The 14,340-nt window shown below is 35.8% G+C and carries 13 protein-coding genes; 10 read left to right on the top strand and 3 right to left on the bottom strand.

Annotated features, from left to right (window positions below):
* The first annotated feature begins 107 nt into the window (after positions 1-107).
* The 5 genes from ACU8DI_RS05755 (at position 108) to ACU8DI_RS05735 (ending at position 4,513) form a co-directional block, all read left to right on the top strand.
* Entirely contained in the window at positions 108-743 is a 636-nt protein-coding gene (locus ACU8DI_RS05755; protein WP_447111801.1) for a DUF937 domain-containing protein, read from the top strand.
* Between the two features lie 196 nt (positions 744-939).
* Entirely contained in the window at positions 940-1,374 is a 435-nt protein-coding gene (locus ACU8DI_RS05750; protein ID WP_447111800.1) for a DUF6146 family protein, read from the top strand.
* A gap of 30 nt (positions 1,375-1,404) precedes the next feature.
* On the top strand, positions 1,405-1,899 hold the full coding sequence (locus ACU8DI_RS05745; protein WP_447112062.1) for a DUF6787 family protein: 495 nt from the start codon (positions 1,405-1,407) through the stop codon (positions 1,897-1,899).
* Positions 1,899-2,231, top strand: a complete 333-nt coding sequence (locus ACU8DI_RS05740; protein WP_447111799.1) for a hypothetical protein — start codon at positions 1,899-1,901, stop codon at positions 2,229-2,231. Before ACU8DI_RS05745 ends, ACU8DI_RS05740 begins: the two co-directional genes overlap by 1 nt.
* A gap of 35 nt (positions 2,232-2,266) precedes the next feature.
* Positions 2,267-4,513, top strand: coding sequence for a TonB-dependent receptor (locus ACU8DI_RS05735; RefSeq protein WP_447111798.1), 2,247 nt, complete (start codon positions 2,267-2,269; stop codon positions 4,511-4,513).
* Positions 4,514-4,575: 62 nt separating this feature from the next.
* On the opposite strand, the gene ACU8DI_RS05730 is transcribed toward ACU8DI_RS05735, so the two are convergent.
* Positions 4,576-4,872, bottom strand: a complete 297-nt coding sequence (locus ACU8DI_RS05730) for a hypothetical protein (protein ID WP_447111797.1) — start codon at positions 4,870-4,872, stop codon at positions 4,576-4,578.
* A 50-nt stretch (positions 4,873-4,922) separates the two neighbouring features.
* A complete protein-coding gene (gene folE, locus ACU8DI_RS05725) occupies positions 4,923-5,519 on the bottom strand; it encodes a GTP cyclohydrolase I FolE (RefSeq protein ID WP_447111796.1) in 597 nt (198 codons plus the stop codon).
* A gap of 212 nt (positions 5,520-5,731) precedes the next feature.
* Between folE and ACU8DI_RS05720 the strand changes: the two genes are divergently transcribed.
* The 4 genes from ACU8DI_RS05720 to ACU8DI_RS05705 all read left to right on the top strand — a co-directional run bounded on the left by ACU8DI_RS05720 (position 5,732) and on the right by ACU8DI_RS05705 (position 11,169).
* Positions 5,732-8,239: a DUF5916 domain-containing protein gene (locus ACU8DI_RS05720; RefSeq protein ID WP_447111795.1), complete on the top strand. Its 2,508-nt coding sequence runs from the start codon at positions 5,732-5,734 to the stop codon at positions 8,237-8,239.
* Between the two features lie 51 nt (positions 8,240-8,290).
* Positions 8,291-8,953, top strand: coding sequence for an ABC transporter ATP-binding protein (locus tag ACU8DI_RS05715; protein WP_447111794.1), 663 nt, complete (start codon positions 8,291-8,293; stop codon positions 8,951-8,953).
* Positions 8,954-9,146: 193 nt separating this feature from the next.
* Positions 9,147-9,911: a TIGR02757 family protein gene (locus tag ACU8DI_RS05710; RefSeq protein WP_447111793.1), complete on the top strand. Its 765-nt coding sequence runs from the start codon at positions 9,147-9,149 to the stop codon at positions 9,909-9,911.
* 55 nt (positions 9,912-9,966) lie between these two features.
* Complete coding sequence (locus ACU8DI_RS05705) at positions 9,967-11,169, top strand: sensor histidine kinase (protein WP_447111792.1); 1,203 nt, start codon at positions 9,967-9,969, stop codon at positions 11,167-11,169.
* Between the two features lie 88 nt (positions 11,170-11,257).
* Here the strand turns inward: ACU8DI_RS05705 and ACU8DI_RS05700 are convergent, their stop codons facing one another.
* Positions 11,258-13,147, bottom strand: a complete 1,890-nt coding sequence (locus ACU8DI_RS05700; protein ID WP_447111791.1) for a M61 family metallopeptidase — start codon at positions 13,145-13,147, stop codon at positions 11,258-11,260.
* Positions 13,148-13,245: 98 nt separating this feature from the next.
* Between ACU8DI_RS05700 and ACU8DI_RS05695 the strand changes: the two genes are divergently transcribed.
* The gene (locus ACU8DI_RS05695; RefSeq protein WP_447111790.1) at positions 13,246-14,253 is read left to right on the top strand and encodes a glycosyltransferase; all 1,008 of its coding nucleotides are present in this window, start codon (positions 13,246-13,248) and stop codon (positions 14,251-14,253) included.
* Positions 14,254-14,340: the final 87 nt, after the last annotated feature.

Raw genomic sequence — 14,340 nt, 5'->3', positions numbered from 1 at the left:
GTTACGCACAAGATGTGACTAAAAGATTTTAAATGAGTCCTAACTATTGGTTAGGACTTTTTTTGTAAATTGAAGGTTCTATTTATTAACTTAATATATATACAATCATGTCAGGAATATTAGATTTATTAAACAGTGACTTGGGTAAGACCATAATCAGTGGTGTATCTGGATCAACAGGAACAGATGAAAGCAGAACGAGTAGTGTGTTAACCATGGCGATGCCAGTACTCATGAAAGCCATGGAGCGCAACGCTTCAACGCCTCAAGGCGCAGAAGGCCTGATGGGTGCTTTAATGAATAAGCACGACGGCAGTATCTTAGATAATCTAGGAGGCTTATTTAGTGGTGGTGTGGATCAAGAAGTTAAGGATGATGGTGATAAAATCTTAGGACATGTTCTTGGTAGTAAAAAACAAGGTGTTGAGAAAATAATAGGTGAAAAATCTGGTTTGAGTGCCGACTCTGTAGGAAGTATTCTTAAAGTAGCAACACCTATATTAATGGGTGTTTTAGGAAAGCAAGCAAGACAAAATAACGTTAGTTCTCCAAACGATCTAGGTGGTTTACTTGGTGGTTTGCTCGGCGGAAGTGGTGCTAAGGAAGAACAAAGTTTTTTAGAGAAAATATTAGATGCTGATGGCGATGGAAGTGTTGTGGATGATGTTGCAGGTATGGTGTTAGGCAGCGCTAAGAAAAAAGGCGGACTTGGCGGATTACTCGGTGGTCTGTTTGGAAAATAGAAAATTTAACTATAAAAAAAGCCAAGCTGAGAAGTTTGGCTTTTTTTTTATGGCTTGTTTACTCAGTCAATTCAGGTGTTAACTAAATGCTTGTTTTATCTTTTTCAACACCGCTTTAATTTTGGTACATCATTTCATTCATGTCATTAACAAATTTGACTAAGGAATGATTTTTGTAACTTTAAATAAAAAAGCAATGAGACAACACACTATTTATTTATTATTCGCGACACTTCTTTTAACAGCTTGTGGTAGCGCGTATTCAACATCAGGAGAAACAAACTTAGACAATGTTCCGGAAGAGGATATTGTTAAAATTTCAAGTGAAGATGTCGAATATGAAATTATCATCATTGAGCCAGGATTTAATACATGGCTTGCCACTTCCGCGAGACCCGAAGGCTACTATTCACAATCTTTTATGGAATCGAGAAACTGGATATTTGTACAAGAATGGAATTCAAGGGTTTTACAACCCAACAGGCATAATCCCAATCTCTATGAAATGCGCATTGATTATAGACCAAACATTGATTATGGCTATGATTTGAACTATAAGCTGTATAATTATTTTATTTATTTTCAGCTAACACATGACCAGAAACTATCTACCATAATTCCTAGAATTTAAAGTACCTTTGCATAGCAAAAAAAAGTTATGCTGAAGACGTTCAAAACAAATTGGGAAATTCAACACAATTGGCAGCTCATTTTTCCATTATTGGGAATCATTGGGCTGTTTTTTAGCAGTTATAGATTGTCACTAAAAATGACCAGCTCACTTTCTTTGCTAGTAACGGCTGGCATCACCTTACTTCTCTTTTTTGTCTTGTTAAAATTGGTGTTATGGATCTTTAAAAAGCTTGAAGGTAAATGGGTTGTTGATCATAGATGGGAAATGATTCGAATATTTATTGTTTTTGCCATTACGGGTACCTCTTCCATGTATGTAGGAAGACCAATTATTAAACTTCTAGGAATTACTAAAGAAAACTTAAACCCTTTTATTTATTGGGTATTATTTATTATCATTGGACTCCTTTTCTACCAGGTGCTTCTAGTGGCTTTCGGTTGGCTATTTGGTCAATTTAAGTTTTTCTGGGAGTTCGAGAAAAAAATGTTAAAACGATTTGGTTTAGGAAGGTTTTTAGATTAATGATTATAAACAAACAACATATTTCTTTAAAAGTTGCTTTCGTCATTTTAGCCTTGACGTTATTGCTACCTTCCGTTGTTAAATTCTCACACGTTTTTAGCCATCATGATCATGTGGTTTGTTTAGAAAAAAACCAAACACATTTTCACAATCTCGATCTCGATTGTGAATTTTATAAATTCAAACTCCAACAGCAAACCACGTTCCCTCCAGTCAATTACGAATTGTCATTGGCGGAGAATAATCATAAGGATTTGAATCCTTATTACGCTTTTTTAAGTGACTATCAAAGTTTGCACTTTTCTCTTCGAGGACCTCCATATAATAGTTAATTCGTCAAGATTTATTTTAACTATTAATATGAAACATGAAACAAACATATCTATTTGTAACACTGTGTCTAACAGTGATGCAATCATTTTACGCACAAAACAAATTAAAGGGCCAAGTAACAGACGCAACAACCAATAACCCATTGGTCTTCGTAAACGTTTATTTGCCACAACTAGAAAACGGAACAATCACTAATGATAATGGTGAATTCCTTATTAATAATATCCCAAACGGCACACACAAAGTCATCGTCTCGTTTGTTGGGTATGAAACCTATTCAACCACATTGAATTTTCCTATGGAATCGTCCTTTGAAATAGCATTAGTTCCTTCTGCTATTGAAATTGAAGAAGTTATTATCTCAACACCTTTTCACAAATTACAAAGTGAAAATGTGATGAAGGTAGAAAGACAAAGTATCCAAGAATTGAAATCGAAAGGCGCCGTGAACCTCTCAGAAGGCATAACAAATATTGCTGGTGTCTCTAGTGTAAGCACAGGTATCAGTATCGGCAAACCTGTTATTAGAGGTTTGAGCTCGAATCGCGTGCTTGTATACACGCAAGGAGTGCGACTGGAAAACCAACAATTTGGAGATGAGCATGGCTTGGGAATTAGTGATGCTGGAATCGAGAGTGTTGAAGTAATCAAAGGTCCTGCGTCTCTGCTCTACGGAAGTGACGCATTGGGAGGTGTTCTTTATTTGAATCCAGAAAGATATGTCGATGAGAATAGTTCTGAAGGCTCGTTTAGTGGTCGCTACTTTACGAATACACAAGGTTATAATTCTAGCATCGCTTATAAAGCGTCCAAATCAAACTTTAAATACCTATTTAGAGGAAGTCTTTCAGAACATTCAGACTATAAAACTCGAGATTATCGCGTCACGAACACACGCTTTAGGGAACAAGATTTTAAAGCAGGATTAGGTTATCAAAAAAATAAATTTAAAACAGATTTTAGATACAATATCAATCGTTCAAAACTTGGGCTTACTGAGGGTATTGGTGTTCAAAATACCCTAAAAACACCTCTTGAACCCTATCAAGAGATTACCAATCATATTTTCAGCTCCAAATCAAAACTATTCTTCAATAATTCAAGTTTAGATATTACCGTTGGTTACACCTTTAACGATCGAAAAGAATTTGAAGACCATCATCATGGTGACGAAGAGGAAGAGGAAGACCACGAGCATGAAATACATGAGGAGGATGAAGATCATCTTGAAGACGAGATGGCTGCTTTATATATGAAATTGAAAACGCTCAATTACAATATCACTTATAATTTACCAAAAATTGGACGATTTGAAACTATCGCTGGAATTCAAGGGATGCATCAAACGAATACCAATTATGGCGAGGAAATACTTATTCCGAATGCCGTTACTAGCGATATTGGAATTTTAGCAACCTCCCATATTCATTTTGACAAAGTCGACATACAGTTAGGAGCGCGCTATGATAATAGAGCCATTACCATTAATGATCTAACGCGTCGTGAATTTAATAGCTTTAATGGTGCGTTTGGTATCAAAACCAACCTTTTTGAAAAGGTTACAGCACGTCTAAATTTAGCTTCTGGTTTTAGAGCACCTAATTTGGCAGAACTGGCATCTGACGGCACTCATGAAGGTACCAATCGTTATGAAATTGGAAACTTAGATCTTAATAGTGAACAAAATTTTCAAATTGATTTTGCACTTGAATTTAAGAATGAACATGTTGAAGTCTTTAGTAATATTTTTTACAATGCAATTCATGATTATATTTTCTTAAGTCCAAATGGCGAATTTATAGAAGCAGATCCAGTATTTTTATATAAGCAAGATAATGCAAGCTTATATGGAGGTGAATTTGGATTGCACTTTCATCCACATCCATTAGACTGGTTACATGTTGAAAGTAGTTTTGAAACGGTCATTGGACAGTTAGAGAACGATAGTTATTTACCATTAATACCAGCAAATACTTTAAACAATTCGCTTCGCGTAGAGTTTGAGAAACCTTGGTTTAAAAAAGGTTATGCTTTTGTAACATATAGCACAACTTTTGACCAAACAAACGTAGGTGATTTTGAGTCACCAACGGCGGGTTATAATTTATTAAGTGCTGGTTTAGGAGGCACGATTTCTCTATTTAAGAGAGATTTAGATCTTTCTATAGCAGCTAATAATATTACGGATGAGCGATATATTAACCACTTATCTCGTCTAAAGCCAGATGGTATTTTAAATATTGGAAGAAATATTAGTTTTGGTTTGAATTACACCTTATAAATTCAGAAGAGCACAGTTTAAAAACTGTGCTCTTTTTTTAAATGTGAACGAATTTGTATTGTTTATTTAATATCAATAATCGTCTCACGTGATGATTTTTTTGATGAAAAAACATAAGTATAAAGCCACATCAATGTAAATGTTGGCACCACATCTAAGAAAGGCAAAGCCTCCTCTACAAAAGAAATGGCAGCAGCTATTTTACCTTTTTTTCCTTGGTATAACTTTGTCATTAACCAAGCAGACGCTGGCGCCCAAACAAAATCAAATGGCGGAAAGATAAAGGATATATAACCCATAGCATCAAAGAGTAAACCCAACGCTAGTTTTTTAGTTTTTGAAGTATTTTCTAAAGTCATAAAGTATATAATTTACTAATTGATAAGCAAATAGCGTTCCAAAGGTTTATTTATGACAGCTTTTCACTAATGAGCTTTAAAAACTCAGTGCGTGTTTCCATATTTTGAAAAGCACCTCTAAATCCTGAGGTGGTAGTGGTTGAGTTTTGTTTTTGAACACCACGCATCATCATACACATGTGCGACGCTTCTATAACCACAGCCACTCCTTCTGGTTTAAGGGTGTCATTAATACAATCTAAAATTTGCTCCGTAAGTCGCTCCTGAACTTGTAAGCGTCTTGCGAAGACATCCACAATTCTGGGAATTTTACTTAGACCAACAATATAACCATTAGGTATATAGGCAATATGCGCTTTTCCGAAAAATGGCAAAATATGATGCTCACATAATGAATACAATTCAATATCCTTAACAATGACCATTTCATTATATGACTCTTTAAACATCGCACTTTTTAAAATCTCGGCAGCATCTTGATGATATCCTTGTGTCAAGAATTGCATGGCTTTAGACGCACGTTCTGGTGTTTTAAGAAGACCATCTCTCGTGGTGTCCTCACCTAAATCTTCGATGATTTGTTCATAGCGTTTCTTTACATCATCTGTGACTTGCATATTGTATTCTTCAAATTTGTGGTAAGGCATAGGACTTCGGTGTTTGTTTTCAATAAAAATAGCTAAAAAAAACCACAAACTATCCTAGACTAGGCTAACAAAAGATTAACAGTAAGCCAGGTTTTTTAACGTTTACTTATGAAAATCGCAAAGCATACATAGGTAGATTTGTAGCCCTAACTGTAACAAACTTATTTTTTTAGTGTCTCTTTTATAGAATCACTAATCATCAATCAACAATAATGACAATTCGCTTATTCGTTATATTGGTCTTTTGCTGTTGTTTTCATTCAATCGCTCAGGAGGCTAAAAAACAACTACAAATAGAAAGAACCACCAATCCGCCTAAAATTGACGGTGTTTTTGATGATGCAGTTTGGCAAACGGCTCAAGAGGCTAAAGGCTTTACGCAATTTAGACCTAGCGCTGGAATAAAAGATTCTACTCAAAACAGAACTGTCGTAAAAATGGCTTACGACGATAAAGCCATCTATATCGCTGCTTATCTATATGATGACCCTAACCTAATCATGCGTCAATTTACAAGCCGAGATAATTTTGGTCAATCAGATTTTTTTGGGCTCATACTCAATCCAAATAATGATGCTCAAAATGATACAGAATTTTTTGTTTTCAGCTCTGGAACTCAAGCCGATGCTGTCGCTTCTCCAAGTAATGGCGAAGATTTTGGATGGAATGCCGTCTGGGATAGCGCTGTTCAAATTACAGATGATGGCTGGACTGTAGAAATGGAAATTCCTTATCGTTGTTTGCGTTTTTCAAATCAAGAAATCCAAACTTGGGGGATTCAATTTCACAGACAATTCAGACGTTACCGATCGCAGTATACCTGGAACCCTATCGATATCACGAAAGGAAATATTGGACTCTATCACGGTGAATTAGTTGGGATTGAAAACATCACACCTCCTACTCGTTTGAGTTTTTACCCCTTCTCAACTGGAATTATCAATAGTTTTGATGGTGAAACAGAAACAGATTTAAAATTCGGTTTAGACGTTAAATATGGTATTACTGAGAATTTCACATTGGATATGACCTTAGTACCAGATTTTAGTCAGGCAGGTTTTGATAACTTGTCTTTGAATCTAGGGCCTTTTGAACAAACCTTTTCTGAGCAACGACAGTTCTTTACAGAAGGTGTTGACCTCTTCAACAAAGGGGATTTATTCTTTTCAAGACGTGTAGGAAGTAGTCCAACAGGAGACATCAATCTTCAGGAAAATGAAGTGGTAAGGGACATCCCAAATACGGTAAAGGTTCTCAATGCTGCTAAAATTTCAGGAAGAACAAAAAAAGGCTTAGGTGTTGGATTTTTCAATGCCATTACAGATCAAACTTATGGCACAGCTAGAGACACCATAACAGGCGCTTTACGCAGTGAGTTGGTGGAACCTCTTACGAATTATAATGTACTGGTTTTAGACCAACAATTCAACCAAAATTCTTCTATTAGTGTCGTAAATACAAATGTGACAAGAAATGGACATTTTAGAGATGGGAATGTCACTGCTTTGATAGCAGATATTACCAATAAACGTAATACTTACAACCTTATTGGACAAGCAAAAATGAGTAATATCAATCTTGCCTCAGGAACCACAACAGGTTTTAGCTCCTTGTTTGTAGCTAGAAAAATTCATGGTAATTACAGGTATAGTTTTGATCATAGTTTTGCTGATACCAAATACGACATCAACGATATCGGTTTAATTTTTAGAAATAACTATAATAATTTCGGTGTTGATTTTGGTTATCGCACGTTTGAACCTACTGAGACATTAAATAATTACAACTGGAACACCTATGTGAATTATTCGAGACTGGCCAATCCTGGTGTTTATACAGGTATGAGTTTCGGAGGTAATTATAACGCAGCAACAAAGGAGACCTTGCATAATTTTGGTGCAAATATCAATTTTCAAGCAGGCAAACAATTTGATTATTTCGAACCCAGATCTGAGAATCGTTATTTTATCTATGAAAACAGATTAAATTCTAACGTTTATCTCTCCTCTAACTATAATAATGTCTTTGCGATAGATGCTAATATTGGCGGTGCTGTGTTCTTGGAAAAACATAGAGATACCAATGAATATTGGTTTGGTCTGAGTCCGAGAGTACGTTTTAGCGACAAATTCTTAGTTGTTTATTCTTTCGATTATAATGAAATTTTCAGGGATCGTGGTTATGCCAACAATTCTAATAACACAAATGAAATCGTTTTTGGTCAGCGTGATCAGAAGACATTGGTTAACCGAATTACCGGAACATATAGTTTTAATCCATTTCACTCGCTCGGATTGACCTTTAGAAATTATTGGTCGACGGTGAACTATGAAGATCAAGCCTACTTTCTACAAGAGAACGGTCGACTCCTGAATACAGGCACCAGCTTTTCGCAATTAGGACTTGGGAATTCTAATGTCAATTTTAGTACATGGAATTTGGATTTAAATTACACTTGGCAGTTTGCTCCTGGAAGTTTCCTAACAGCACTGTATAGAAACCAATTATTCAACAATGATCGAGAAGCAACTGTATCGTATAGCGAGAGTTTGAATTCACTTTTTGAGCAACCCATACTTCATTCATTTTCTTTAAGAATACAATATTTTATAGATTATAATAATGTGAAGGAAATTTTCAAAAAGAAGCCAAAATCAAATGATAAATTAAGTACTTTAGGAAAGTTCCAAAATTACGATCCTCATACACGTCTATTTTAAATGATAAGAAATTCATATTAAAATAGTATTTTCGAAGTTCAGAAAAACGTCATGATTTCAGCAAAGAACATTCACAAATACTACGGTGACCTTCACGTCTTAAAAGGTGTAGACCTTACAATTGCAAAAGGAGAAATCGTTTCCATTGTTGGCGCCTCAGGTGCAGGTAAAACAACATTATTGCACATTTTAGGTACCTTGGATAAGATAGACAAAAACACCTCAAGTGAATTAATCATCAATGAGGTATCTATTGCCGAACTCAATGATAAAGCTTTAGCAAAATTCAGAAACACGTCGATTGGGTTTATTTTCCAATTTCACCAACTACTACCCGAATTTACCGCTTTAGAAAATGTGTGCATTCCTGCCTTTATTGCTGGGAAATCCCAAGAGGATGCGACAGCACGTGCCAAAGAACTTTTAGACTTTTTAGGACTATCACATCGCTATGACCATAAACCTAATGCCCTTTCGGGTGGTGAACAGCAACGTGTAGCGGTAGCCAGAGCTTTGGTGAATAATCCTGAATTGATTTTTGCTGATGAGCCTTCTGGAAATTTAGATAGTGAATCTGCTGAAAACCTGCATCAGTTATTTTTTAAATTGCGTGACGAATTTGGTCAAACCTTTGTTATTGTCACCCACAATGAGGAATTGGCAAACATGGCTGATAGAAAACTTACCATGGTTGATGGGAAAATTCTAGGTTAATCTAAAACCTTAAACCTACTTTTAGAATTTAGAGCAACTTGACTAAGCACAAAATGATTGTGATTTAAATCTTTCATTGAGCGTAAAATTTAGCATCAAAAATGAATCGAAGCTGAGAACTTCTAAGTTTTATCTTGGATTGATTGCATTCATCTACAAAGAACATTAAGTTTGTTTCCTAAACACCATGATCTTGAACCAAAAGGAACTGAAAGATTTTTTAGACGCTAAAGTTGCACAGTACAATCATCCGCGATTTATAGAGACCGATCCCATTCAAATACCACATCAGTTTTCGAAAAAAGAGGATATTGAAATCTCGGGATTTTTAACAGCTACTATTGCTTGGGGAAATCGCAAAAGCATTATTAATAATGCTAACAAGATGATGGAACTCTTAGAGCATGCTCCCCATGATTTTATAATAAATCATGAATCTCAAGATTTGGAGAAATTACAAGCTTTCGTGCATCGTACTTTTAACGGTCAAGATTTTGTTCAATTCATTAAGAGTCTCAATTATATGTATCAAACATATGGCGGACTAGAATCAGTGTTTTCTTCATCTACTGAAGACGGTGATCTTCAAATGGCGATACATCAATTCAAAAAATACTTTTTTGAAATAGAACATCTAAAACGCACGCAAAAACATGTGAGTGATCCTTTAAAAAACTCCGCAGCTAAGCGTATCAACATGTTCCTGAGATGGATGGTAAGACAGGATAATAGTGGTGTCGATTTTGGCATATGGCGCAGTATTTCACCGTCCCAGCTATCTTGTCCGTTAGACGTACATTCAGGCAATGTAGCTCGAAAATTAGGTTTATTGAAGCGTCGGCAAAATGATGCAAAAGCCTTACAAGAATTGAATGCCTCCTTAAGAATGCTAGATCGAAGTGATCCTGTTAAATATGACTTTGCCTTATTTGGTTTAGGTGTTTTTGAGGGATTTTAAAAAACCACTTCTCTTTGATTTACGTATATCAATTAACAGCAAAGAACTATCTAATATGAAAAGCCCCATTCAACCTAAAAATGAGTTGCAGCGTTTGCACGCTGTAAAATCATACAACATACTAGACACACTACCTGAGAGCGATTATGACAATATTACAAAACTTGTCGCCTCCATTTGTGATGTTCCTATTTCCTTGATTACCGTGTTGGACAAAGACCGGAATTATTTTAAATCCCACTATGGCATTCCTTTCAATGAATCGCCACGAGATATTTCGTTTTGTGGTCATGCCATATTGGAAGATGATATATTTATTATCACAGATTCTAGGCAAGATGATCGATTTAAGGAAAACCCACTAATCGATGATTTAAGCGCCATATTTTATGCTGGTGTGCCATTAGTAAATCCGGAAGGTTATTCTTTGGGAACTATTTGTGTATTTGATCATAAGCCCAGAACGTTAGAGGATTCCCAAATTGAAGCTTTGAAAATCTTAGGAAAGCAGGTCGTCAATCTTTTTGAACTCCGAAAAAAGAATGCCATTTTAGAGACGGCTAAAGAAGAATTAGAAAAGCGTAACCATCAGTTAAAGTCATTCGCAAGTCATGTGTCTCATGATTTAAAATCACCCTTAGCAAATATCATTTCTCTTACCGATTTGTTGCGCTCTGAAAATGTTGGACAATTAAATTCTGACGCTTCAGAATATTTAGATTATATCGAAGAATCTACGACTATCTTAAAAGATTATATCGATGGCATTTTAATGTTTTACAAGGCCGACGAACTCTTGAAATCTAAAAAAGAAACGGTTAAACTCGATGAACTTTCAGAAGATATCAAACAACTATTAATTTCTAAAACGGACACGTTTGTTTATCCGTCTATTGAAATAAAAAGTGTGAATCGGGCGGCACTATCGCAAATTCTAATCAATTTAGTTGATAACGCACTGAAATACAATAACAAATCCCAGCGTCATGTGGAAATCACTTACAGAGATGATTTATTTCATCATGTGTTTAGTGTAGCCGACAATGGTATGGGTATTCCTAAAAACAAGCAAGAGGAAATTTTTGAAATTTTTAAAACCATAAAAAACGATCATGGCAAAACGAGTACAGGAATTGGCTTAAGCACCGTAAAAAACCTCGTAGAAAAGCAAGGTGGGAAAATTTCTGTAACTTCTGAAAACAACCATGGTAGTACATTTCATTTCACCTTAGCGAAACAAGAAGAAATATTCATTTAGCTAGGGACTTCGCATAATAGAAATAAAAAAAAGCTGACTCACAATTTCTAATGAGTCAGCTTTATGTATTCTATGCTTGTTAGAAGGACTAGCCTTTTAGCCAAGCCTTTCTCGTTGCGATCTGCTTTTCGGTCGCATTTTCATTTTCCATGAGCTTTTTAGCCGTTGTAAATGATGGTGTCAATTTTGCCTCAATAACAACTTCCTTACCGTCGCGATCTAAAACCACCTTAATATCATCACCCTCTTTCCAAGCATACATACCACCTAACATGGCTTGCGCGTTTTGCAAGGTAAGTGTTTGTCCGTTAACCGATTTAATGACATCATTTGGCATCACCCCTTGTTCTACCCAAAAGCTGTTATCCTTAACGCCTTCTGAAAAGAAGATTAATCCTTTTTCACGATCTGCATCAAAAATAAAACCAGAACCATTTTGAATATAATTAGTAGGAACAGTTGTCTCACCGAAGGTAAGTCCCACCTTTTCAAAAAATTCGGAATAATCAATTGGTGTACCTCCTACCACATGTGTATTTAAAAATTCACCAACGGAAGGATACGTCATTTGCGTAATTTCAGCAATCAAATTATCATCAACAAACGGTTTTTCTTTTCCATATTTCGCTGAAAGTTCCTTCATAAGCGATAACATGCTTCGTTGTCCGTTGCTTTCCTCTCTCATCAAAATATCAACACACATACCAATGAGTGCACCTTTCATATACACATTGTAGTAATTTGTAGCATAAGGCTCATCCAATACATTTTCACTCATGGTTGTAAAACTCATAGCGTCATCCAAGTTTTTAGATACTTGAATCTTTTGTGTCATGGTTTTATAGAACGTATCTGCATCTACTAAACCTTCATAAATCTGAAAGTGTTGTGCAAAATACTCGGTAACACCTTCATACATCCATAAATGCTTTGAAAACGTTGGATCGTTATAGTCAAAATAATGAACGTCTTCAGAATGCACTGATAAAGGAGTCACAATATGGAAAAACTCATGTGCTACAACATCTGTCATAGAAGCCGCTAGCTGTTCCTTAGTAGATGCTTCTTGCAATACAACTACCGTTGATGTGTGATGTTCTAACGCTCCAAATCCTTTTGGTGCTCCTTCACTACCATCAGACAGGTATAAGTAGATATCATAACGAGGTGTGCTGTTAATATCACCTAAATACGCTTTTTGAGCTTCCATCATTTTATAAACTGTCTCCTTCATACTGGCCGCAGTATGCACTTTGTTTGGAGAATAAACACTCAAAACGATTTTGATATCACCTACCATAAATTCCTCAACATCTAACTTACCGTACATCATCGGATTATCGGTAATATCGAAATAACGCGGAGCAAAATAGGAAGTGGTTATTTGTGTACCATCAGCACTAGAAGCTGTATTGGTATTTTGTAATGCCGACGTACGCTCGAAACTAGCTGGAGCCGTAACGTCTAAGGTGTATTGCGCAGTTTTTAAAGTATCAAAATACCCGATAAAACCATGTAAATTTAACACGTAATTATCAGGCTCAATGTTGGTTCCAGCAGGTGAAAACGGTACTTCCTCTCCTATTCCACCTACAGATTCCTCATCAAAAGTGTCATTTACCAAATAGGTAATCTTATCTAAATTTGTGGCATTGGCAATCGTCCATGTATTGGTATCAACCTTCGTGGTAGCCATTTCATTTCCATCATAATCAAAAGCCTTGAAATCATCAATATAAGTTCCAAAATTGCTAACAGAATAAGTGCCTTGAACCACTTTAGGTAGTCTATAGGTTACCGTTTCTTGTGTAAAACGACCTGGATTAATAGTCACAGGTGCTTTATCATTTGTTACTTTGGAAAGGTTAATAGCCGTAGCAATAGGATTATCGGTTGCTAAATCATTTACTGCAGGTTTTGAAGAACCACATGCTACGAGTAAAGCACTCACGGCTAGTGTTGTTAAGAAATGTTTCATTAGAATATTAAAATTTAAATTTTTGTATCAGACGCACAAAACTACAATCTGTTAACAGTATTTTAGCTAAGGTTTTGTTAAAATGATATTTTTGCACCATGACTAAAGACCTTATAAGTATTGTCATACCATTTAAGGATACTGCAGTTTACATTGCGGAATGCCTGGACTCTATTGTTAATCAGTCTTATGAGCATTGGGAATTACTCATTGTCGATGACCATTCTTCAGATAATAGTTTTGATATCGTTACTAGTTATGCTTTAAAAGATCAACGTATCAAATTATTTAAAAACCAAGGATACGGGATCATTAATGCGCTTCAATTGGCATTTTCAAAAAGTAAAGGAGACTATATCACTAGAATGGACAGCGATGATCTGATGCATCCAGACAGACTCCATGAAATGTATAGAGACCTCCAATTTCATGGCAAACAGCATATAGCATTAGGATTGGTGAAATATTTTAACGCTGAAGGCATCGGTGATGGCTATGCCAAATATGAAGCTTGGCTCAATGCATTAACTCTAACAGGAAAAAACTACTCTGAAATTTATAAAGAATGTGTTATTCCATCTCCTTGTTGGATGATGCATCGAAGTGATTTTGTTCTCTGTAAAGGCTTTCAGCCAAACCGGTATCCTGAAGATTATGATCTGGCCTTTAGGTTTTACAAGTACGGCATGACCTGCATACCAGCCAACAAGGTGTTGCACTATTGGAGAGATCACTCCACGCGCGCTTCAAGAACGCATGAGCACTACGCGGAAAATTATTTTTTAGAACTCAAAGTCGATTATTTCCTAGAACTGAACGATGATCCACAACGACCATTAGTTGTTTGGGGTGCAGGAAAAAAAGGTAAAAAAGTAGTACAATTGCTAAAAGAAAAAAACAGAAAGGTCTTTTGGGTATGCGACAATGTTAAAAAAATTGGAAAACACATCTATGATGAGTTACTTCATGATTATAACTATCTGGCATCTTTAGAAGCGCCACAGTGCATAGTAACTGTGGCCAATCCACAATCACAACAGGAGATTAAAAGCTATCTCGAATCCCAAGACATGAATGCTATGGTCGATTATTTTTTCTTTTGCTAAATGCTTGGTTGGATCACTTGATCCCTATGTAATATTTTCATCGAAACGTTAAATTTCTCAAAAGCAAAAGGGTCAAATCGTTTATCA

The sequence above is a fragment of the Psychroserpens sp. BH13MA-6 genome (assembly GCF_052983595.1).
The sequence above is the reverse complement of the archived record's forward strand: the minus strand, read 5'-3'. Positions and strand labels throughout refer to the sequence as shown.